Source organism: Allorhizobium sonneratiae (genome assembly GCF_023700755.1).
Classification (GTDB): domain Bacteria; phylum Pseudomonadota; class Alphaproteobacteria; order Rhizobiales; family Rhizobiaceae; genus Allorhizobium; species Allorhizobium sonneratiae.
In genome coordinates, this window is the sequence record NZ_JAMKOJ010000003.1 from 336525 (window position 1) to 357020 (window position 20496).

Sequence of the window (20496 nt, forward strand, 5' to 3'; positions counted from 1 at the left end):
CCTTCAGTTGCATCCTCGTGCGGGAGGCATGTGCCTCCCGGCGCGGGCTTGAGAAGGCCGTTTGCACTGTTTACGAAAATTTGTTGCCTGTTTGCAACACTCCTGTTTGTGTTTGCAACCCTGCTGACAAGCTTTAGCCATATTGCTATGGGAGCGCATGAGAAGAGACCGGCGTGGAACAAGATATATGTCTGTTGCGTTCACAGGCGGTGAAATGGCGGCCAGATCGTGTTGTGATCCGCTCGCCGAGCTTAGGAAGAACACATGGTGGAGAAGTTGAGAATGTTGCCCGTTTCCCGTCGTGCCTTGCTTCGGGGGGCAGCGTTTGCCGGTGCGGCAACGCTTGCCAACAGCGCCTTTGCCCAATCCGCCGTTCAACAGCTCATTCAGGACCGTGATCGCGGCAACTGGGATGACCAGTTCGACGCACAGACCTCGCGCGCCATGGCTGATGTGTTGACCAATACGCCGATGCTGAGCGCCAGCAATATGCCGTATATGCAGCAGGCGATCGCCAGCTATCAGCAGATCGTCGCCAATGGCGGCTGGCCGCAGGTCAATCCCACCGTCAAGCTCGTGCTGGGTGTGTCCGATCCCAGCGTGCAGGTCTTGCGCCAGCGTCTGATGATTTCCGGCGATCTCCAGCGCGGTGCCGGCATGTCCAGCGCCTTCGATACCTATGTCGATGGTGCCCTGCGCCGCTTCCAGGCCCGCCACGGCCTGCCGACCGATGGTACGCTCGGCGAATATACGCTGAAGGCGATGAATGTTCCCGCTGATATCCGCCTTAACCAGTTGAACATCAATCTTGTTCGTCTTCAGGCCATGTCGGGAGATCTGGGTCGTCGTTATGTCGAGGTCAATATTCCGGCGGCCTATATCGAGGCGGTTGAAGATGGCCGCGTGGCGCTGCGCAGCACGGCAATCGTCGGGCGCGAAAGCCGCCCGACCCCAGTGCTCAATTCCAAGATTTTCGAGGTCATCCTCAATCCCTACTGGACAGCACCGCGCTCGATCATCCAGAAGGATATCATGCCGCTGATGCAGAAGGATCCGACCTATCTGACGCGCAACAATATCCGTCTCTTCGACGCCAAGGGCAATGAAGTCTCGCCGGATACGGTGGACTGGAATGCCCCGAAGGCGCCGAACCTGATGTTCCGCCAGGATCCCGGCAAGATCAACGCCATGGCCTCGTCCAAGGTGAACTTCCATAATCCCTATTCGGTCTACATGCATGACACGCCCGAGCAGAGCCTGTTCAACAAGATCATACGCTTTGATTCCTCCGGTTGCGTGCGGGTGCAGAGCATTCGCGATCTCGATGTCTGGCTGCTGAAGGAAACGCCCGGCTGGAATCGTCAGCAGATCGAGCGCGTCATCGCCAGCCGCGTGAACACACCGGTCAAGCTCACCGAGGAAGTACCGGTCTATTTCGTCTATATCACCGCCTGGTCGGCCAAGGATGGTATCGTTCAGTTCCGCGATGACATCTATAACCGTGATGGCGATCAGCAGCTGGCGCTGCAATCCAATATCGGGGTCGAGCAGAACCCCGGCGCCATCGAAGACGATAACCTGCCGAAGCAGTAATCGGCAGATTGGATCGTCGATAATGTTGAAAGCCGCACGCTGTGCGGCTTTTTGTTTGTGCGCCGTTCGCCGGCTGCGTAACGAGAGCGGTAAATGTCGTTCCCTTGTCTTGCTCTTGGCCGTCAGGAAAGGTAATACGCCACGGCATCAACGCTTTCAGGAGACTGCGATCATGGCCAATACCGATGCTTTCTTTTCCCGTCCGCTTGCTGACTCCGATCCGGAAATTTTTGGCGCGATCGAAAAGGAACTCGGTCGCCAACGTCATGAAATCGAGCTGATCGCCTCGGAAAACATTGTCTCGCGCGCCGTTCTGGAGGCGCAGGGCTCGATCATGACCAACAAATATGCCGAGGGCTATCCGGGCAAGCGCTATTATGGCGGCTGCCAGTTCGTCGATATTGCCGAGGAACTCGCCATCGAGCGTGCCAAGAAACTTTTCGGCGTCAATTTCGCCAATGTGCAGCCCAATTCCGGTTCGCAGATGAACCAGGCCGTCTTCCTGGCGCTGTTGCAGCCGGGCGATACCTTTATGGGCCTCGACCTTAATTCCGGAGGCCATTTGACGCATGGTTCGCCGGTCAACATGTCCGGCAAGTGGTTTAATGTCGTCTCCTACGGCGTACGCGAAGACGACCATCAGCTCGACATGGACGACATTGCCAAAAAGGCAGAGCAGTATAAGCCGAAGCTGATCATTGCCGGTGGCACGGCCTATTCCCGCATCTGGGACTGGAAGCGTTTTCGCGAGATTGCCGATTCGGTCGGCGCTTATCTGATGGTCGATATGGCCCATATTGCCGGCCTCGTCGCTGGCGGTCAGCATCCGTCGCCCTTCCCGCATTGCCATGTGGCCACCACGACGACTCACAAGTCACTGCGTGGCCCGCGTGGCGGCATGATCCTCACCAATGACGAGGATCTGGCGAAGAAGTTCAATTCCGCCGTCTTCCCCGGCCTGCAGGGCGGTCCGCTGATGCATGTCATCGCTGCCAAGGCCGTGGCTTTCGGCGAGGCGCTGCAGCCGGAATTCAAGGATTATGCCGCACAGATCGTCAAGAATGCCAAGACGCTGGCCGACACGCTGAAGGCCAGTGGTCTCGACATCGTTTCCGGCGGCACCGACAACCATCTGATGCTGGTTGACCTGCGCAAGAAGAATGCGACGGGTAAGCGCGCCGAAGCCGCCCTTGGTCGCGCCTATATCACCTGCAACAAGAACGGTATTCCCTTCGACCCGGAAAAGCCCTTCGTCACCTCTGGTGTGCGTCTCGGCACACCCGCCGGTACGACGCGCGGCTTCAAGGAAGCGGAATTTACCGAAATCGGCAATCTGATCGTCGAGGTTCTCGACGGTCTGAAGGTTGCCAATTCGGATGAGGGCAATGCTGCCGTCGAGGCTGCCGTGCGCGACAAGGTCGTGGCGCTGACCGGCCGCTTCCCGATGTATCCCTATCTGTAAAAAGAGACGATCATGCGCTGCCCCTTTTGTGGTTCGGCTGACACACAGGTGAAGGATTCGCGCCCGGCGGAGGACAATACAGCCATCCGCCGCCGCCGGATCTGCCCTGATTGTGGTGGCCGGTTCACAACCTTCGAGCGGGTACAGTTGCGCGAACTGACCGTGTTGAAAAAGACCGGCCGAAGGGTGCACTTCGACCGGGAAAAACTGGTGCGCTCCTTTGAGATTGCGCTGAGAAAACGCCCGGTCGACCGCGAGCGAATCGAGCGCGCCGTCTCCGGCATTGTTCGGCGGCTGGAAAGCTCGGGCGAGACGGAAATCTCCTCCGAACAGATCGGGCTTCAGGTGCTGGAAGCCCTGAAAAGTCTCGATGACGTCGCTTTCGTCCGCTATGCCTCGGTCTATCGTGATTTCTCCCATGCCGAGGATTTCGAGCAGGTGATTGCCGAAATCACAGCCAAGATTTCCCGCGACCACGATAACGAGTAAAGCCATGATTGATCCGCGTGACGATGAGCGGTTCATGGGCGCGGCGATCCGCATTGCCCGCCAGCATCTTGGGCAAACCTCGACCAATCCCTCCGTCGGCTGCGTTATCGTCAGGGACGGGCTTATTGTCGGCGCGGCGGTGACTGCACGTGGCGGACGGCCTCATGCCGAAACCCAGGCGCTGGCAAAAGCGGGTGAGGCGGCACGCGGCGCGACCGCCTATGTGACGCTTGAACCTTGCGCCCATTACGGCAGGACCCCGCCTTGCGCCAATGCGCTGGTTGCTGCCGGCGTTGCGCGTGTGGTGATTGCCGTTGTCGATCCCGATCCGCGTGTGTCGGGCGGTGGCATTGGCATCTTGCGTGATGCCGGGATTGTTGTGGAGATCGGTGTCTTACAAAAACAGGCGATGCGGGATCTCAGGCCCTATCTCATCCGGCATGTTGAAAAACGCGCCCATGTGACTCTGAAACTTGCGATTTCCGCCGATGGCATGATCGGCCGACAAGGGGAAGGGCAGGTGGCGATCACCGGACCCATCGCCCGCACGCAGGTGCAGCTGCTGCGGGCCGAGACCGACGCCATTCTGGTCGGTATCGGCACCGCCAAAGCCGATAACCCGGAACTGACCGTCAGACTGACCGGAATGGATCACCTGTCGCCGTTCAGGATTGTGCTCGATCGACGCTGTGAATTGCCTGTGCCGTCAAAGCTTGCCGATACGACGCTGGCTCCAACCATTTGCGCCTGTTGCGGCGATGAGGTTTTCCGGTGTGACGAGGCCAGCCAAAGCCGCAGCCATGCCTTACAGGCGGTCGGTGTCGAGGTCTGGCAGGTGGAAAGCCTGGCAGCGCTCCTTAACCGGCTTGCTGAACATGGTCTGTCGTCACTGATGGTCGAAGGCGGTGCGGCTGTGGCCAAGGCCTTTCTCGATCAGGATCTCGTGGATCGCATCCACCTTTATCAGGGTGCAGGCCTTGTCGGGCCGGAAGGCCTTGCATCGCCGCTGACGAAGGACAATATACCTTCGGCATTCACACTGTTCAGACGGGCCGTGTTCGGAGCCGATCTTTTGCTGGAATATGAAAGGGATTTCTGATGTTCACAGGCATTGTCACGGATGTTGGCACAGTGGAGCAGATCACGCCCTTGAAAGAGGGAATCCGCCTGCGGATCCTGACACATTACGATCCGGCGACCATTGCCATGGGCGCATCGATTGCCCATTCGGGCACCTGCCTGACGGTGACGGGGCTGCCGGAAGAGGGCAGCAATGCCCGCTGGTTTGAGGTGGAGGCCTGGGAAGAAGCCCTGCGGCTGACCACCATTGGAAGCTGGCAGAAGGGTACCCGCATCAATCTTGAGCGCTCGCTGAAGATTGGCGACGAGCTTGGCGGGCATATCGTGTCCGGCCATGTCGATGGCAAGGCGGAGATCCTGAAGATCGAGGCTGAAGGGGATGCGATGCGCTTTACCCTGCGCGTACCGGAGCATCTTGCCCGCTTCGTCGCGCCCAAGGGGTCGGTGGCACTCGACGGTACATCGCTGACGGTGAATGCCGTCAATCATTGCGATTTCGATATTCTCCTGATCCGCCACACGCTGGAGGTCACCACCTGGGGTGAGCGCAAGGTGGGCGATTTCGTCAATTTCGAGGTGGATACCATGGCGCGTTACGCTGCGCGTCTGGCAGAGTTTCCGCAGGTTCAACCTGCATGACATGAAGCCCGGACGGATGGCGTCCGGGCTTTTCTTCAAGCCAATTGCAGTCAATCGGCTAAGCGGAGATTGGTTTTATTCCCGTTTTCCCTGACAAACTTTAAAACCGTTCCGATAGTCCGCGCTCTAAAACCTGATCAATCAGCGTTTCAAGCTCAGCGCCCTCAAACTTAGAGGCGATGCCAACAAGCGGTCCATCTATCAAAAGCGTGGCAAGCCCATGCATGAGCGACCAGCGTGTGCTGGCAACAATCAATGCCTGAAGGTTCTCTGCTGTATGCGGTTCATCGACACGCTGATCGCTGGTCAGCAGTGAAAAAGCCGCCGCACTGGCCTCACTGAGGTCCGGTGCAGCCCAATCCAGCCGCTCTGAGCGAAACATCAGAAGAAATATGCCTCTATGAGCAAGGGCGAAGCGGACATAGGCGTGGCCCAGAAGCTTTACAAAGCGCAGCGGATCCGCATTGGACGTTTCCGTCACAAGATAGGCGTGCAAACGCTCAAAACCCAGAGCTGCAAGCGCTGTTAACAAACCGGTCACGTCACCAAAATGGTGGGCGGGCGCGCCGTGAGACACGCCGGCTTCGCGTGCGGCTGCCCGCAACGTCAAGGCATTGATGCCGTCTCGGTCTAAAATCGCTTCTGCCGCATTCAGCAGGGCCGTGCGCAAGGCGCCATGGTGGTAAGGTTGCTTCATACCCGATCTTTACACTGACAAGATTGCCGTTGACCAGCCTTCAAATTTGAGCCACAGATCTAGACACTGTAAAGATAATCATGGAGAGGCAAATGCCCTACATATCCATCACTGGCCTCAAGCTGAAACACAAACGTCACGCTCTGCGCTTTTGGTGGTACGCTATTGCCGCCATGGCGCAGGCCAAGAAGGCGGAAGGTCTGATGGCGGTGGATGCCCGCACCATCAACGGCGTTCACCATACGCGAACTGTCTGGACCAATGAGGCCGCCATGCGCCGATACCTTGTCGCAGGTGCCCATTTGAAAGCCATGAAGGGTTTTGGAGCCATCGCGACGGGCAAAACCATGGGCTTTGAAAGTGATCAAGTGCCAGATTGGGATGAGGTAAGGGCTTTGTGGGAGACGAAGGCGCGTATTGTTGGGGGGAAATGATCTGTCTCATGCAATCAGTAAGACATATCTCTGAGCACGAAAACCATAAAGTTAAATAGATTTGATATTGATTGTGCAGATATCACAATCCTGAAGCGAGGGCATGGCTGGTTGCGCTTTCACCTTCAAAACTGTGCGCCCTAAAAGGCACACAGTTTTGAAGGAGATCGTGATCCCTCGACAATATCAGGCGGTGAAGACGGTGATCAACCCATCGTCCGATTGCGCCATGGCGACAATGGTCGTGACATCGACGCCAAGCTTCTCGACATGGTGCAGCAGTTTCGGATTGGCGATGACGGCGGCCTGCAGATGACGCGCCTGTGCGCTGTGCGGATCGACATGGGCAAGCTGCACATGCAGCGGATCGGACGAGGAAAGGGCGCTAAGACGGGTCACGGCAAATCGTTTGTCCGAAAGTGGCTTGCGCACGGTTTCAACATGGTCGCTGCCAGATGAGGCGCTGTCTGCCGGGGCGGCACCGCCAAAGGCAACGGCGGCAAGGGTTGAAGCACTCAGCAACTGTCCGATTGATGTCATCGGTCTACTCCTTGTTCAATGTCAGCAGACTGCCCCAGAAAGGCCCATGGGTTTTCGCAATGCATCCTGCGCAGTCTGTTTGTTATGAGAACTGCCGAGATGTCTTACCGTCATGCTGTTTTCAGGACGCATGACCGGTGATCCTCCTGCGAAGCCTCTGATAAGGAAGAGGCTTTCGCTGCCTTGCAGCACTCACAAGCAAAGATGTGAGCGCGATTTCCGGCTTTTTCCAGAGGAGGAGCGTTGATTGACTGATGACAAATTCGTCATAGATTGCGTCATGAAAATGCCGGATTTTGCAGGGGACGGAATGATGTCTGTATGCAAGGAAAAAGTTCAAAAATCATATTGATAAACAATGCCGTGATCTGAACTTGAAGGATCGCCGGGACGAATGCGATGCATTTTCGCTGTGTCATGTCTCGCATCTGCGAAGAGCGGGCGGATGTCACAAAAAAGTTATCTGTGTGGTCGCGCAGGATGACGCGGCAAGCGTTCATTCTTCAAAACACGCAGCATTTCCATGTCCGGAACAGGAAAAACGCTTGCCATTCAGGGGCAGGCGTGGTTTCTCCGGGCTTTCATTCATCGTCTCTGTTTCGTTTTCCGGGGTGACCGACCATGAGCATGTCCGTATCTTCGCCGCATCTTTTGATCGTTGAAGCCCGCTTTTACGACGATATGGCTGACGCCTTGCTTGACGGCGCCAAGGCGGCGCTCGATGAGGCGGGCGCGACCTATGATATCGTGACCGTTCCGGGCGCGCTGGAAATTCCGGCGGCCATCGCCATGGCGCTCGATGGCGCCGATGCCGGTGGTATTCTTTATGACGGTTACGTCGCCCTCGGCATGATCATTCGTGGCGAGACCTATCACTTCGATATCGTCGCCAATGAATCGGCCCGCGCCCTGATGGATCTCTCCGTCTCGGAATCGCTGGCCATCGGCAATGGCATCATGACGGTGGAAAACGAGGAACAGGCCTGGGCGCGCGTGCGCCGCTCCGACAAGGACAAAGGTGGTTTTGCCGCCCGCGCTGCACTGACGATGATTGCCCTGAAGCAGAAATTTGATGGCTGAGGCTATGACGACTGATAACAGAAACGAACGGCCGGTGAAACCGGCAAACCAGCGTGGCGCGGCCCGTCTCGCCGCCGTGCAGGCACTTTACCAGATGGAAATTTCCGGCAGTGGCGTGCTGGAAGTGGTGGCCGAATATGAGGCTCACCGACTGGGGCAGGAACTGGATGGCGACACCTATCTGAAGGCGGATGCCTCCTGGTTTCGCTCGCTGGTTTCCGGCGTGGTGCGCGACCAGACGAAAATCGATCCGGTTATCAAACAGGCGCTGCAGGACGACTGGTCGCTGGCGCGAGTGGACAGCACCGTGCGCGCCATTTTGCGCGCCGGAACCTTCGAGCTGCTGGAACGCAAGGATGTGCCGGTGGCGGTGATCGTCACCGAATATGTCGAGATCGCCCAGGCTTTCTTCTCGGAAGACGAACCGAAGCTGGTCAATGCCGTGCTGGACAGGATTGCCAAGAAGGTGCGCGATACGGCGAAGCCGTAAACAAAAGGGCGGGGCGCGATGGAAATGGCAGAAAAGGCGACGCAGGACCTGCGTGCGGCAAAACGTAATGTCGCGGTGCTGGCGGCGGCGCAGGCCATTCTCGGCTCTGTCGCGCCGATGTCCATTTCCATCGGTTCTCTGGCTGGTTATCAGTTGCTCGGCCCGGACAAGGCTTTGGCGACCCTGCCGGTGACCGGTTATAATCTTGGCGTGTCCTTCGGTGCCGTGCTGATCGCTATCGTCACCCGCATGGCAGGACGCAAGCTGAGCTTCATGCTGGGCGCCTGTTCAGCCGCCCTTGGTGGTCTGGTGGCGGTGTTGTCGCTCTATCGCGAAAATTTCTGGCTGTTTGTGGTTGGCCTGCTGATGATCGGCCTTTCCAGCGGCTTCACCCAGAAAATCCGTTTTGCCGCTGCCGATGTTTCGCCGCCCGCCTTCAAGGCCGAGGCGATTTCCTGGATTCTGGCTGCCGGCATCGTCTCCGCCGTGCTTGGACCGCAACTGGTCATCTGGCTGAAGGATGCCATGGCGCCGATCACCTTCGCCGGAACCTTTGTTACGCTGCTGCCGCTGATGGCTTTGGCCATCGTCATTCTGTCTTTTGTGCATCTGCCGGTTACGCAGAAGGTCAAGGGCGAGGTACGCGAGACGGGCCGCCCGCTTTTAGACATCGTGCTGACGCCGCGATTTCTGACGGGCCTCATCTGCGGCATTTCCACCTACGCGCTGATGACCTTCGTCATGACCGGTGCGCCGCTGGCCATGGTGGTGGGCTGCGGCTTCACTCCCGGTCAGGCAACCCTTGGTATTCAGTGGCATGTGATCGCCATGTTCGGCCCCAGCTTCTTCACCGGCAAGCTGATTGCCCGTTATGGAGCAGAGCGGATCGTCGGCGCTGGTCTCCTGCTGCTGATGGCCTGTGCGCTCACGGCCCATGCCGGTATCGAACTCTGGAATTTCTGGGCAGCACTCGTCCTGCTCGGCATTGGGTGGAATTTCGGCTTTATCGGTGCAACCGCCATCGTTGCTTCGAGCTACAGACCGGAAGAGGCTGACAAGGTGCAGGCCTTCCATGATATTCTGCTGTTTTCCAGCGTGGCGATTGCCTCTTTCTCTTCCGGCAAGGTGTTTGCCGCACAAGGCTGGACGGCGATCACCTTTGTGATCTGGCCGGTGACGATCGTTTGTCTTGGTCTTCTGGTTATGCAATTTTATCGCGGACGTCAGACCGCTGGATAAGGGCAATGCGCCCTTTCCTTCAGGAATGATCTGTCCTTGCCGACGCCATATCCCCTTGATTGTCAACATCGCTTGACCTTCTGCGCCATCAGGCCCACTCTGGCCTTGAGGAGCAGAGAGCGTTCCTCGACGCAGGGTGTGTCCGTATGAGGTCATCCCTTCCCGGATCACCCGCATTGAGCCGAACGCTCCAAAAAAGGGAGGCGTTGGAATGGCAGTTTTGTTGGGTGTCATTGTGTGCGGGTTGATGTCGGTGGCCTATGCCATCTGGGCCACACGCTCGGTGCTGGCGGCCGATCAGGGCACGCCGCGTATGCGCGAAATCGCAGGCTTTATCCGGGAGGGCGCGCAGGCTTATCTGGCGCGGCAATATCTCACCATCGCCATGGTTGGCGTTGTGGTGTTTGTCCTCACCTGGTTTCTCTTGTCGGCAGAAGCCGCCATTGGTTTTCTGATCGGAGCGGTGCTGTCCGGTTCGGCCGGTTTCATCGGCATGCATGTCTCGGTGCGCGCCAATGTCCGTACCGCTCAGGCCTCGGCTCTCGGGCTTTCGGCGGGGCTTGATATCGCCTTCAAATCCGGCGCAATCACCGGCATGTTGGTGGCAGGTCTGGCCCTTCTCGGCGTCTCCGTCTATTTCGCCGTGCTCACGCTCGGTCTCGGCCATGAGAGCGGATCGCGCGAGGTGATCGACGCACTGGTGGCGCTTGGTTTCGGCGCATCGCTGATTTCCATTTTTGCCCGGCTTGGCGGCGGCATCTTCACCAAAGGGGCCGATGTCGGTGGCGATCTGGTCGGCAAGGTCGAGGCGGGCATTCCCGAAGACGATCCGCGCAACCCGGCCACCATTGCCGACAATGTCGGTGACAATGTTGGCGATTGCGCCGGCATGGCCGCCGACCTGTTCGAGACCTATGCCGTGTCGGTCGTTGCCACCATGGTTCTGGCTTCGATTTTCTTTGCTGGCAGTACCGGGTTGGAAAACGCCATGCTTTATCCGCTGGCCATTTGCGGGGCCTGCATTCTCACTTCGATTGCCGGAACCTTCTTCGTCCGGTTGGGCATCAACGGCACCATCATGGGTGCCCTCTATAAGGGGCTGATCGTCACCGGCCTGTTATCCATCGTCGGGCTTGCCCTGGCCACCAGCGTCACCGTCGGTTGGGGTGCGATCGGCGCGGTACACGGTCAGACGATCACCGGCGGCAATCTCTTCATCTGCGGCATTCTCGGCCTTGTGGTCACGGCATTGATCGTGGTGATCACCGAATACTATACCGGAACCAACAAACGTCCGGTCAATTCCATTGCGCAGGCCTCGGTCACCGGTCACGGCACCAATGTCATCCAGGGGCTGGCAGTTTCCCTTGAGTCAACCGCGCTGCCAGCGCTGGTCATCGTCGGTGGCATCATCGCCACCTATCAGTTGGCCGGCCTTTTTGGCACGGCCATTGCCGTTACCACCATGCTGGGGCTGGCGGGCATGATCGTGGCGCTCGACGCCTTTGGCCCTGTGACTGACAATGCCGGGGGCATTGCCGAAATGGCCGGTCTCGACCCGGATGTGCGCAAATCCACCGACGCGCTTGATGCAGTGGGCAACACCACCAAGGCCGTCACCAAGGGTTATGCCATCGGTTCGGCCGGGCTCGGCGCGCTGGTGCTGTTTGCGGCCTACTCTAACGACCTGCAATTCTTTGCCGCCAATGGCGACCGCTATCCCTATTTCGCCGGGATCGGCGAGATTTCCTTCAGCCTTTCCAATCCCTATGTGGTGGCCGGGCTGATTTTTGGCGGTCTCATCCCCTATCTCTTCGGCGGTATTGCCATGACGGCGGTCGGGCGGGCGGCGGGATCGATCGTTGAGGAGGTGCGCCGACAGTTTCGCGAAAAACCCGGTATCATGCAGGGCAGGGACAGGCCTGATTATGGCCGAGCCGTCGATATGCTGACGAAAGCGGCGATCCGGGAAATGATCCTGCCGTCGCTTCTGCCGGTGCTGGCCCCGCTCGTCGTCTATTTCGGTGTTTTGCTGGTGTCAGGCTCCAAGGCATCCGCCTTTGCCGCCCTGGGGGCATCGCTCTTGGGTGTTATTGTCAACGGGCTTTTCGTGGCGATTTCCATGACCTCGGGCGGCGGTGCCTGGGACAACGCCAAGAAAAGCTTCGAGGATGGTTTTGTCGACAAGGACGGCACACGCCATATGAAGGGTTCGGATGCCCACAAGGCGTCCGTCACCGGCGATACGGTGGGCGATCCCTATAAGGATACGGCAGGACCTGCGGTCAATCCGGCGATTAAGATCACCAATATCGTGGCGTTGCTTCTGCTGGCTGTTCTGGCCGGATGAGAAGAAACGGACAGGGCCGCCTGAGATATCAGGCGGCCCTGTAAAACATTACATGCCGCCGCCGCCATTGCTGTTTTGCAGCATGCTCTTGATGCTGTTGGCCGCGCCGCCACCGCCGGACAGAACCTGTTGCAGGAAGGTCATGTCCTTGCCACCTGTTGGCGTGGTCCGCGAGACCATGTCGAACACCTTGCCGTCCTTCAGCGTATAATTGGCGCGGCGCACCACGGTGCCGTCCTTACCAAAATAGATCGCCAGAACATGCTGATCGACGATCTGCTGCTTCATGAAGGCAAAGGGCCGCTTTCGCGTTTGGGAGATATAATAAAACACTTCCCCATCGAATGTGGCGGTTGTGGACGGCGTGCCGAGCGACAGCAGCACCTGCTCGCGGCTGGCCCCGACGGGAACGAGCGCAAGCGCTTGCGGATCGACGATATAGCCGTTGTGAAAAACCTCACCCGTGGTGCAGCCGGAAAGCCCGGCCGTTGCGGCCAGAAGCGCCACGGCCACAGCACCGGCAAACCCAGTCTTCCTGCGGAAATGCCCTGTTTTCAAAGATGTGTCTCCCATATGCCTTCTGCCCAACCGTTTACGGCCTTGCCACCCTGTTGATCCGCGCGTGCCAAACCTGACCCGCAAGCGGACCGCACACCACGATCCATGCGCGCACACCCGCCATCAGGGCAAGTGTTGTTCACACCATTGTGGCCATTCCGGGGAGCCGCAACACAATTTCTGAACGGGGCGCTTTTTCTGTCTCTGCGCCAAAACGCCATTGCCCCGTCCCGGATCAGGACCTTGTTTTGCCAGTCTTTCGTTTTTCAAGACCGCGCGGATGCCGCAGCGGATGGCTCATCACGAAATGACATTGCATTTCATCCATGCTTCGGTAAACCAGCTTTGACTATCATACAATATCGACAGTGCAAGAGTGCCGAAAAGGAATGAACGGCTTTTCGATGAAATCCTGTTGCGAAGTTTAGGCGTGTCTCGTTTCCTTGTTCTCAAGGAAACGATAACGGACATGCGACAAAACAAAGATTTAAGGCACTTTGGCGCAGGCTTATAAGCCTAACCGTGCTTTTAGACTGCAACAGCCCAGTGGTTTGAGGAGTGACACGATGCAGGAAGAGAGCCTATCCCTGATCGCGCAAGGCGCTTATGTGCAGGGCGTGACCAGATCATGATCTTCGGCTTCTTCGAGCGAAAGAACAGCAACCGTCGCATTGTTGACCGGCAATATCGGCACTTGACGGAAGTGGCGCGTCATCCCGGTTTTTATCGGCAAGGCCATGTGCCGGATACAGTGATGGGCCGTTTTGAGATGCTGTCGCTGGTGATGATTCTTTATCTTCGCGCTGCAAGAACGTCGGGGCCGCAGGGAGAGGGACTGGCGCAGGAGATCATTGATGCCTTTTTCCAGGATATCGATCATTCCATCCGCGAGCTTGGCGTTGGCGATCAATCTGTGCCCAAACGTATGAAAAAACTGGCGGGAATGTTTTACGGACGTCTTGAAAGCTATGGCCAGGCACTCGACCTTGAAAACAAAGGGGGGCTTGCAGTCGCCCTGAAACGCAATATACACCCCGAGCGTCATAATCCGCCGGATATGGAGCAGCTTGCGGCCTGGGCCATGGCCGCAGAGGCTGCGGCAGGCGCGATGACGCATGAGATGCTGGCGGCGGGACAGATTGTCTTTCCACTGCCGGAGGATAAGGACGATGATGAAATCACATGATCTTGAGGCTGTGCCGTTTTCCTTTCCGGTCAAGGTCGGCAATATTTCCGCCAATCCGGTTCAGGTGCATCTGGAGGCTGATGCCGAAGAGTTGAAGGGACTGGCGAAACTCTGGAAGGTGCTGGACGTTGTCTGGCTAAAAGCCGATCTTCATGTTGCGCGCTGGAAAAAGGATGGCGTGCGGATCAAGGGTGAGGTCAAGGCTGAAATCGAGCAGGCCTGCGTCGTGACGCTGGAGCCGGTCAGGACCATGATTGATGAGCGGGTGGAGCAGGTTTTCGTGCCGGAAGGCTCGAAGCTCGCCCGCATCGTGCTGGACGGTAATGGAGAAATGGTGCTCGACCCGGAAGGACCGGACATACCGGACCTGTTCAACGGCGATACGATCGATGCGGGTGCGCTGGTCTGCGAATTTGCAGCGCTCGCCATCGATCCCTATCCGCGCAAACCGGGCGTGGAATTTACCGGACCCAAGGAGGAAAGCGATAACGTCATACGCCCGTCGCCATTTGCCGCCTTAAAAGACTGGAAAAAAGACTGAGCAGGCAGGGTCCGGCATGGATGAGACCTGTGAAAGCTGTTGTCTGCTATTGCAAAAACGGTATTTTGACGAAAATCGTGTCCAGTTGGACGCGGTATGAACACGACAAGCGGTTTTATGCCTGCCTGCTGGATGCAAATACCCTGAGCCTGCAGAACCAGTGCAAGGTCAGGTCTGCGAAGAAAAAAGAAGGAAAAAGGGCGCGTGGTCAGGATTTCTCTCGATCTCATGGGGGGCGATTTCGGTCCCGAAGTCGTGATTCCGGGCGCTGCCAGAGCGCTGGAACGACATCCGGAGATAAGCTTCCTGGTTTTTGGCCAGCCAGAAAGATGCGAACCGCTCCTGGCAAAATATCCTAAGCTTAAGGATAAATGCGTTTTCCATCCCTGTGACGTGGCCATCTCCATGGATGAAAAGCCGAGCCAGGCGCTGCGCCGCGGTCGTCATGTGTCGTCCATGTGGCGCGCAATCGAAGCGGTCAAGGAAGGCCATGCCGACGTCGCCGTTTCTGCCGGAAATACCGGCGCGCTGATGGCTATGGCCAAGTTCTGCCTGCGTACGATGGACAATATCGAAAGGCCTGCCATTGCCGGAATCTGGCCGACGCTGAAGGGCGAAAGCATTGTGCTGGACATTGGTGCCACCATCGGCGCCGACGCCAAGCAGCTCACCGATTTTGCCGTCATGGGCGGCGCCATGGCGCGGGCGCTCTTCGATGTGGCGCGTCCCACCATCGGCCTGCTCAATGTCGGCGTTGAAGAGGTCAAGGGTCAGGAAGAGGTGCGCGAGGCCGGGCGACGCCTGCGCGAAGCCGATCTCGACACGATGACTTATTCCGGTTTCGTCGAGGGCGACGATCTCGGCAAGGGCACGGTCGATGTGGTGGTGACCGAAGGATTTACCGGCAATATCGCGCTGAAGGCGGCGGAAGGCACAGCACGGCAGATCGCAACCTATCTGAGGGCTGCCATGTCACGCAGCCTCCTGTCACGCATCGGCTATATCTTCGCGCGCGGCGCCTTCAATGCACTGAGGGAAAAGATGGACCCCCGCAAGGTCAATGGCGGTGTCTTTCTCGGTCTGAACGGCATCGTCATCAAGAGCCATGGGGGAACGGACGCGGAGGGATTCGCCGCTGCCGTGGAAGTGGGCTATGATATGGTGCGCAATGGTTTGACTGAGAAAATTAAAAATGATTTGAAACATTATCATGCGCGCCTGCCCAGCAGTGCCGGGCCGGAAGCTGCGTGAGCAAAGGATAGAAACATGATTCGTTCAGTGGTGCGCGGTATTGGGTCGTCGCTTCCCAAACGTGTAGTGAGTAACCGCGAGCTGGAAACGCTGGTCGAGACCTCCGATGACTGGATCGTGCAGCGGACCGGCATTCGCCAGCGTTATATCGCCGGCGAGGGGGAAACATCCGCATCTCTCGGAGCCGAAGCAGCCAAGGCCGCTCTGGCGATGGCAGGTCTTTCCCCGGATGATATCGACATGATCATCTGTGCCACATCGACACCCGACAACACCTTTCCCTCGACGGCGGTCAATATCCAGAACCGGCTGGGCATGAGCCATGGCTTTGCCTTCGACATGCAGGCCGTCTGCAGCGGTTTTGTCTATGCCCTGACGACAGCGGATCTCTACATCCGAGGCGGTCAGGCCCGGCGCATTCTGGTGATCGGGGCGGAAACCTTCTCCCGTCTGCTCGACTGGAAGGACCGCACAACCTGTGTGCTTTTTGGTGACGGGGCAGGGGCTCTGGTACTGGAGGCCGAAGAAGGGGATGGCACGGCGCAGGATCGCGGTATCCTGGCTTCCTGTCTGCGCTCCGACGGTGCACACAAGGACAAGCTCTATGTCGATGGCGGCGTGTCCACCACCGGCACGATCGGTCATCTGAGGATGGAAGGCCGCGAAGTGTTCAAACATGCCGTCGGCATGATCACCGATGTGGTGGAGCAGTGTTTTGCCGATACGGGGATGAGTGCTGACGATCTCGACTGGCTGGTGCCGCATCAGGCCAATCTGCGCATCATCGATGGGGCAGCGAAAAAACTCTCCATTCCCATGGACAAGGTGGTCGTGACCGTCGATCAGCACGGCAATACCTCTGCGGCCTCCATTCCGCTTGCGCTCTCTGCCGCTGTTGCTGACGGGCGGATCAAGAAGGGCGATATCGTCATGGTGGACGCCATGGGTGGCGGCTTTACCTGGGGGGCGGTGCTGCTGCGGTGGTAGTTGTTGCAGAAACAAGTCGTTAACAGTGCTTGACCGCAAGCCGGTACGGCAATAGGGTGATATATGAATATTCGGCAGGGCAGTCATGCAGCTTTGCCGGATCGACAGAAAACATGGCACGCGTGAACAATATGCCGGATGAGGCAATTGACACTTGTCTGTTGGATGGCAAAATCGATATTCACAATCAGGTGGACATTTCATGGCTGGAAAGACGGTTACTCGCGCAGATTTGGCGGAATCGGTATTTCGCAAGGTTGGGCTTTCACGCACGGAGTCGGCCGAGTTGGTGGAAACGGTCATTGATGAAATCTGCAACGCCATCGTGCGTGGCGAGAGTGTGAAATTGTCTTCCTTCGCCACCTTTCATGTGCGCAGCAAGAATGAGCGGATCGGTCGAAATCCGAAAACAGGCGAGGAAGTGCCGATTTCTCCGCGCAAGGTCATGACCTTCAAGGCCTCAAATGTCTTGAAACAGCGGATTTTGCGCTCGCATCTGGCGCGCAAGGCCAAGCAGAAGTCCGCGTCCTGAGGTCTTGTCTGCAGGCATTGTCTGCGTGCTGCGCCAGCTGTGCAGGAAAAGTTTAAAAAAATCCCGTAAGCCGATGAAATATGATGAGTTGCATACAACGTTGTTCGTTTGATAAAACGACCGATATTGTAGCAATCAGCATAACTGATTCTCGACCTGGGAGCCTCGATTTTGGATAAAAGTCCCGATGCGTTTCGCACCATCAGCGAGGTGGCGGATGAACTGGATCTGCCACAGCATGTCCTGCGCTTCTGGGAGACCCGGTTTCCGCAGATCAAGCCGTTGAAGCGCGGCGGTGGCCGACGCTATTATCGGCCAGATGATGTCGAACTGCTCAAGGGCATCCGCTATCTGCTTTACGACCATGGCTATACGATCAAGGGCGTTCAGAAGCTCCTGAAAACCAATGGCAACAAATTCGTCATGGCCATCGCCTCAGGTGATGCCGCAACGCTGGAGGCCATCGTGGCGGCTGGGCAGGGCCATGACGGTGAGCCGCGCGTTTCCTTTGATGAGGATGCCACGGGTCACGGCAAAAGCCGTCAGACCAACCGGTTTTTCAGCTTCGGTGGCGGTGATGATGTGTTGCCGGATGTCTCGCTCGGCAAGATCTCCGTGAGCAAGGAAGACAGGGCCCTCTTGCAGGAAACCCTGTTCGATCTTTTGGAATGCAAGCGCCTTCTGGATCAGGTGCGTTAAAGCGTTTGCTGTTTCACGGAAACGCTCTCACTGTTACACTTTTGCTGAAATTGCGCTAAACTGGAGTCTCCAGCCGGTTTCAATCAGGATGAAAACGCGACCTGTGCCTTGTGGGCCGCCAGAATGAGGGCGCGCCGGGCATAGCTGACGGAGCGCTTGCCTTCAAGTGCAGCCCCGCAGGCTGCCAGAGCGCGGCGAAAGGTGGCACAGGAAAAATCTGGCCAGCAGTCTGCCAGAAGCCAGGCGGCTTCCCGAAGAGAGGCCACCTTATGATGCGTACCGCTGATGGTGAAAGTCAAAGGGCGTTCAAAAGTCTTGTCATTGATCATATGTCATTCTCCGCGGCTGAGAACGTCTGAATCAGCGGGAAGTTCCATCGAAAAGTAAGCTGTGTGATTGCGCCCAACCCGGTCTTATTCATGCGCAATGGCACCCCGTTTCTGGCGCTTTGTCCCGAGAAAAGGGCGTAGCGGTTTTCCGTTCGGAAATGCATCAGAACAAGGAGCGAGAGCGTTTCAATCTTTCCGTGAAACATTGAAAAGTGCTGCATCATTTTCACCTTAAATCTCACCCGATTGAAGGAATGATGCAGTAGGCGCACATCTTGTTTCCTGGTGATATTGCAGGGTTAGAGCGAGGGCCGGAAACATGATGCAACTTTAGGGCCATTTGCCTTCATCTGCTGCAAAGCAGGGTGGAAGTCTTTACGGCATAGGGCGCAAACAGACATCGGTTTTCGCGAACGCGATGCGCCATAAAAGGAGCTGGAGCGTGAGTTCGTCTCCGATCAGAACCCGACGCTTTGGCCTTCTGTGGAAAGCGGGTTTTTTCTTCTCCCGCTTCATTTTCCCCTTGCGCTTGAAAACCAAAAACTCTAAGTGATCCTTGCTCTTGCAGCATCGGGTGTTATAAAAAGCCTGTAAAATGCTGTAACACTTTAAATGTGCTGGATAATTTTCTGCTTGGATCTTAACCGATTTAAGAAGGATGGCAGTAGAGCTGGTCGGGGCGTAGCGCAGCCCGGTAGCGCACTTGACTGGGGGTCAAGGGGTCGTGGGTTCGAATCCCGCCGCCCCGACCATTTAAAACAATCACTTAGCCCCAGATAAGTGATCAAGCTGTTTCAATTATTTTTGCAGATGTGCTTCTTATCTCAATATTGCCTCGGTAAAACAAAAAAGCAGATATAGTCCCTGATCCTGTGATTGCGTTGTTTTCAGAAAGCAAGATGGCTTCGGCAATGCGTTTCATCCAAAGCATGTTGTGGCTTGTCATCCTCAGTCAACCTGCTTTACCCTCTTTTTTCTCGCATGTAGGTTCTCGTTTTATTGAGGACAATAAAACGCGACATGCTTTTGGCAGGTTTCTCGGGACATGGCTCTATTGGAGCCGGTTTTTGATGGTTTTAAGCCCCACCATATAAACGGTCTTTTTCGTTAAAATTCATTTTTTGAAAATCAGGCCCGTTCCCCTGAAAATCAAGGATTGCCGTGCAGTGGCTAAATGTTAAGAAAGCATGGATAGGCTATGGTCGGCTTGTTTTGAATATTCAACATATTACAGGTGCCAGCTTCTGGTATAAGTTTAGATGAATTAGATTTTGAAATCTATTGAAACGAACAAGGCTATGTCGGATATTTTCTCATTAATACATGATATTGAGACAGCAAGTGATCTTGATGCTGCGTTATGTCTCATGCGCGAGGCTAGCGGCGTTGATTTTGTTACATATCATCTTGTCCGCAATATTGTACCTGTTCTGGATGTTCCATTCATTCGCAGTAATTATCCGCCCGACTGGTGCGCGCATTATCTGAACAGGGGATATATTGCTGTCGACAAGGTGGTTCTGACCGGGCTTCAACGTCAGGAGCCGTTCGACTGGCAAGAGGCTGCAGCTAACCCTCAGGGTGTCTCCCTCTTTGCAGAAGCTATTGAATACGGCCTCGGGCCGAATGGTTATACGATTCCGGTTGTGGATGAGAGCGAACTTCTGGCGATGGTGTCGCTCAACGCGCATCTTGAAGGCGATGCATGGGCAGCCTGTGTTGCTCAGCGAGCGGAGGCTTGGCAGGATATGGCTATGGCTCTGCACAGGCGGGCTCTGGAGGAGGTGTTTGCCCAGGATGAGCAAAGGCCGCAATTGACAAGACGGGAGACAGAGTGCCTTCAATGGCTTTGCAGAGGCAAGGATCAGCGCGAGCTTGCCGAACTGCTGGGAATTTCCAGCTATACCGCCCGGTCTTATCTTAATTCGGCCCGGTACAAGTTGCGGTGCAGAACGATGATTCAAGCTGTGGCCAAGGCTGTTGCGCTCAGGCTGATCTATCCGCTATGAACATTTTTTTGGGGCCGGTTTGAAAAAGTTGAAAATGCCGCCTCAGTGACACGCTGAGAAGGACCTTTGATTTTTAAGGGTTTTTAGGTGATGTTCCAGCCCAGTCCCAATTGTTTTCCATGCAGCGATAAATTTATTTCTATAGCTTAAAAGATATTTGATGGCTTTGACCATTCCCAATAGAACCGCCGGTCGATAAATGGTCGTCTTTGCCCTATAGTTACGGGTGCAATGCAGCATGAACCAGACAACGGGTCATGCGCATAAGGCAGAGTGACACGAGCATTCAGGCGCAACTGCAGGGAATGCAG

Annotated in this window: 22 protein-coding genes and 1 tRNA gene; 18 read left to right on the forward strand and 5 right to left on the reverse strand. The window is 56.6% G+C overall.

What is annotated here, in order from left to right:
• Positions 1–264: 264 nt before the first annotated feature.
• The 5 genes from NAC44_RS07205 (at position 265) to NAC44_RS07225 (ending at position 5263) form a co-directional block, all read left to right on the forward strand.
• Positions 265–1593: a L,D-transpeptidase family protein gene (locus NAC44_RS07205; protein ID WP_250939594.1), complete on the forward strand. Its 1329-nt coding sequence runs from the start codon at positions 265–267 to the stop codon at positions 1591–1593.
• Between the two features lie 172 nt (positions 1594–1765).
• Positions 1766–3055, forward strand: coding sequence for a serine hydroxymethyltransferase (glyA, locus tag NAC44_RS07210; RefSeq protein WP_250939595.1), 1290 nt, complete (start codon positions 1766–1768; stop codon positions 3053–3055).
• Positions 3056–3067: 12 nt separating this feature from the next.
• Complete coding sequence (gene nrdR / locus NAC44_RS07215) at positions 3068–3544, forward strand: transcriptional regulator NrdR (protein ID WP_250939597.1); 477 nt, start codon at positions 3068–3070, stop codon at positions 3542–3544.
• A gap of 4 nt (positions 3545–3548) precedes the next feature.
• The gene (ribD, locus tag NAC44_RS07220) at positions 3549–4643 is read left to right on the forward strand and encodes a bifunctional diaminohydroxyphosphoribosylaminopyrimidine deaminase/5-amino-6-(5-phosphoribosylamino)uracil reductase RibD (RefSeq protein WP_250939599.1); all 1095 of its coding nucleotides are present in this window, start codon (positions 3549–3551) and stop codon (positions 4641–4643) included.
• On the forward strand, positions 4640–5263 hold the full coding sequence (locus NAC44_RS07225) for a riboflavin synthase (protein WP_250939920.1): 624 nt from the start codon (positions 4640–4642) through the stop codon (positions 5261–5263). Before ribD ends, NAC44_RS07225 begins: the two co-directional genes overlap by 4 nt.
• Before the next feature lie 100 nt (positions 5264–5363).
• Here the strand turns inward: NAC44_RS07225 and NAC44_RS07230 are convergent, their stop codons facing one another.
• Positions 5364–5960 (reverse strand): TetR/AcrR family transcriptional regulator, encoded by a 597-nt coding sequence (locus NAC44_RS07230; RefSeq protein WP_250939601.1) that lies wholly within the window; start codon positions 5958–5960, stop codon positions 5364–5366.
• 92 nt (positions 5961–6052) lie between these two features.
• On the opposite strand from NAC44_RS07230, the gene NAC44_RS07235 reads away from it, so the two are divergent.
• Positions 6053–6394: a hypothetical protein gene (locus NAC44_RS07235; RefSeq protein ID WP_250939603.1), complete on the forward strand. Its 342-nt coding sequence runs from the start codon at positions 6053–6055 to the stop codon at positions 6392–6394.
• Positions 6395–6580: 186 nt separating this feature from the next.
• Here NAC44_RS07235 and NAC44_RS07240 read toward each other — a convergent pair whose 3' ends face one another.
• Entirely contained in the window at positions 6581–6934 is a 354-nt protein-coding gene (locus NAC44_RS07240) for a hypothetical protein (protein ID WP_250939605.1), read from the reverse strand.
• Between the two features lie 627 nt (positions 6935–7561).
• Between NAC44_RS07240 and ribH the strand changes: the two genes are divergently transcribed.
• The 4 genes from ribH (at position 7562) to NAC44_RS07260 (ending at position 12093) form a co-directional block, all read left to right on the forward strand.
• Entirely contained in the window at positions 7562–8014 is a 453-nt protein-coding gene (gene ribH, locus NAC44_RS07245; protein WP_420839904.1) for a 6,7-dimethyl-8-ribityllumazine synthase, read from the forward strand.
• Positions 8015–8018: 4 nt separating this feature from the next.
• Entirely contained in the window at positions 8019–8504 is a 486-nt protein-coding gene (gene nusB / locus NAC44_RS07250) for a transcription antitermination factor NusB (RefSeq protein ID WP_250939608.1), read from the forward strand.
• Between the two features lie 18 nt (positions 8505–8522).
• Entirely contained in the window at positions 8523–9743 is a 1221-nt protein-coding gene (locus tag NAC44_RS07255; protein ID WP_250939609.1) for an MFS transporter, read from the forward strand.
• 211 nt (positions 9744–9954) lie between these two features.
• The gene (locus NAC44_RS07260; protein WP_250939610.1) at positions 9955–12093 is read left to right on the forward strand and encodes a sodium-translocating pyrophosphatase; all 2139 of its coding nucleotides are present in this window, start codon (positions 9955–9957) and stop codon (positions 12091–12093) included.
• A gap of 48 nt (positions 12094–12141) precedes the next feature.
• On the opposite strand, the gene NAC44_RS07265 is transcribed toward NAC44_RS07260, so the two are convergent.
• Positions 12142–12666, reverse strand: a complete 525-nt coding sequence (locus NAC44_RS07265; protein ID WP_250939611.1) for an outer membrane protein assembly factor BamE — start codon at positions 12664–12666, stop codon at positions 12142–12144.
• 613 nt (positions 12667–13279) lie between these two features.
• Between NAC44_RS07265 and NAC44_RS07270 the strand changes: the two genes are divergently transcribed.
• The 6 genes from NAC44_RS07270 (at position 13280) to NAC44_RS07295 (ending at position 17847) form a co-directional block, all read left to right on the forward strand.
• Positions 13280–13837 (forward strand): ubiquinol-cytochrome C chaperone family protein, encoded by a 558-nt coding sequence (locus tag NAC44_RS07270; RefSeq protein WP_250939612.1) that lies wholly within the window; start codon positions 13280–13282, stop codon positions 13835–13837.
• Positions 13824–14378, forward strand: a complete 555-nt coding sequence (locus tag NAC44_RS07275; RefSeq protein ID WP_250939921.1) for a YceD family protein — start codon at positions 13824–13826, stop codon at positions 14376–14378. The genes NAC44_RS07270 and NAC44_RS07275 overlap by 14 nt, the downstream gene beginning before the upstream one ends.
• A gap of 204 nt (positions 14379–14582) precedes the next feature.
• Entirely contained in the window at positions 14583–15629 is a 1047-nt protein-coding gene (plsX, locus tag NAC44_RS07280; protein ID WP_250939613.1) for a phosphate acyltransferase PlsX, read from the forward strand.
• Between the two features lie 15 nt (positions 15630–15644).
• Complete coding sequence (locus NAC44_RS07285; RefSeq protein WP_250939614.1) at positions 15645–16616, forward strand: beta-ketoacyl-ACP synthase III; 972 nt, start codon at positions 15645–15647, stop codon at positions 16614–16616.
• Between the two features lie 202 nt (positions 16617–16818).
• Positions 16819–17148 (forward strand): integration host factor subunit alpha, encoded by a 330-nt coding sequence (locus NAC44_RS07290; RefSeq protein WP_250939615.1) that lies wholly within the window; start codon positions 16819–16821, stop codon positions 17146–17148.
• Positions 17149–17316: 168 nt separating this feature from the next.
• Positions 17317–17847 carry a MerR family transcriptional regulator gene (locus NAC44_RS07295; RefSeq protein WP_250939922.1) on the forward strand — a complete coding sequence of 177 codons (531 nt, stop codon included), beginning with the start codon at positions 17317–17319 and terminating at the stop codon, positions 17845–17847.
• Between the two features lie 83 nt (positions 17848–17930).
• On the opposite strand, the gene NAC44_RS07300 is transcribed toward NAC44_RS07295, so the two are convergent.
• Positions 17931–18176: a DUF982 domain-containing protein gene (locus NAC44_RS07300; RefSeq protein ID WP_250939616.1), complete on the reverse strand. Its 246-nt coding sequence runs from the start codon at positions 18174–18176 to the stop codon at positions 17931–17933.
• A 675-nt stretch (positions 18177–18851) separates the two neighbouring features.
• On the opposite strand from NAC44_RS07300, the gene NAC44_RS07305 reads away from it, so the two are divergent.
• Positions 18852–18928 (forward strand) — tRNA-Pro (locus NAC44_RS07305).
• Positions 18929–18960: 32 nt separating this feature from the next.
• Here NAC44_RS07305 and NAC44_RS07310 read toward each other — a convergent pair.
• Positions 18961–19098, reverse strand: coding sequence for a hypothetical protein (locus NAC44_RS07310; protein WP_250939621.1), 138 nt, complete (start codon positions 19096–19098; stop codon positions 18961–18963).
• A 376-nt stretch (positions 19099–19474) separates the two neighbouring features.
• On the opposite strand from NAC44_RS07310, the gene NAC44_RS07315 reads away from it, so the two are divergent.
• Positions 19475–20185, forward strand: a complete 711-nt coding sequence (locus NAC44_RS07315) for a helix-turn-helix transcriptional regulator (protein ID WP_250939623.1) — start codon at positions 19475–19477, stop codon at positions 20183–20185.
• Positions 20186–20496: the final 311 nt, after the last annotated feature.

What these genes read in the sequence shown, in the direction of transcription:
- NAC44_RS07310 (WP_250939621.1), bottom strand. Translation starts at nt 19,098, where the DNA reads ATGAAACGCATTGCCGAAGCCATCTTGCTTTCTGAAAACAACGCAATC.
- ribD (WP_250939599.1), top strand. Translation starts at nt 3,549, where the DNA reads ATGATTGATCCGCGTGACGATGAGCGGTTCATGGGCGCGGCGATCCGC.
- NAC44_RS07260 (WP_250939610.1), top strand. Translation starts at nt 9,955, where the DNA reads ATGGCAGTTTTGTTGGGTGTCATTGTGTGCGGGTTGATGTCGGTGGCC.
- NAC44_RS07255 (WP_250939609.1), top strand. Translation starts at nt 8,523, where the DNA reads ATGGAAATGGCAGAAAAGGCGACGCAGGACCTGCGTGCGGCAAAACGT.
- NAC44_RS07275 (WP_250939921.1), top strand. Translation starts at nt 13,824, where the DNA reads ATGAAATCACATGATCTTGAGGCTGTGCCGTTTTCCTTTCCGGTCAAG.
- NAC44_RS07235 (WP_250939603.1), top strand. Translation starts at nt 6,053, where the DNA reads ATGCCCTACATATCCATCACTGGCCTCAAGCTGAAACACAAACGTCAC.
- nrdR (WP_250939597.1), top strand. Translation starts at nt 3,068, where the DNA reads ATGCGCTGCCCCTTTTGTGGTTCGGCTGACACACAGGTGAAGGATTCG.
- NAC44_RS07205 (WP_250939594.1), top strand. Translation starts at nt 265, where the DNA reads ATGGTGGAGAAGTTGAGAATGTTGCCCGTTTCCCGTCGTGCCTTGCTT.
- NAC44_RS07315 (WP_250939623.1), top strand. Translation starts at nt 19,475, where the DNA reads ATGTCGGATATTTTCTCATTAATACATGATATTGAGACAGCAAGTGAT.
- NAC44_RS07285 (WP_250939614.1), top strand. Translation starts at nt 15,645, where the DNA reads ATGATTCGTTCAGTGGTGCGCGGTATTGGGTCGTCGCTTCCCAAACGT.
- glyA (WP_250939595.1), top strand. Translation starts at nt 1,766, where the DNA reads ATGGCCAATACCGATGCTTTCTTTTCCCGTCCGCTTGCTGACTCCGAT.
- NAC44_RS07265 (WP_250939611.1), bottom strand. Translation starts at nt 12,666, where the DNA reads ATGGGAGACACATCTTTGAAAACAGGGCATTTCCGCAGGAAGACTGGG.
- NAC44_RS07230 (WP_250939601.1), bottom strand. Translation starts at nt 5,960, where the DNA reads ATGAAGCAACCTTACCACCATGGCGCCTTGCGCACGGCCCTGCTGAAT.
- nusB (WP_250939608.1), top strand. Translation starts at nt 8,019, where the DNA reads ATGACGACTGATAACAGAAACGAACGGCCGGTGAAACCGGCAAACCAG.
- NAC44_RS07290 (WP_250939615.1), top strand. Translation starts at nt 16,819, where the DNA reads ATGGCTGGAAAGACGGTTACTCGCGCAGATTTGGCGGAATCGGTATTT.
- ribH (WP_420839904.1), top strand. Translation starts at nt 7,562, where the DNA reads ATGTCCGTATCTTCGCCGCATCTTTTGATCGTTGAAGCCCGCTTTTAC.
- NAC44_RS07300 (WP_250939616.1), bottom strand. Translation starts at nt 18,176, where the DNA reads ATGATCAATGACAAGACTTTTGAACGCCCTTTGACTTTCACCATCAGC.
- NAC44_RS07270 (WP_250939612.1), top strand. Translation starts at nt 13,280, where the DNA reads ATGATCTTCGGCTTCTTCGAGCGAAAGAACAGCAACCGTCGCATTGTT.
- NAC44_RS07240 (WP_250939605.1), bottom strand. Translation starts at nt 6,934, where the DNA reads ATGACATCAATCGGACAGTTGCTGAGTGCTTCAACCCTTGCCGCCGTT.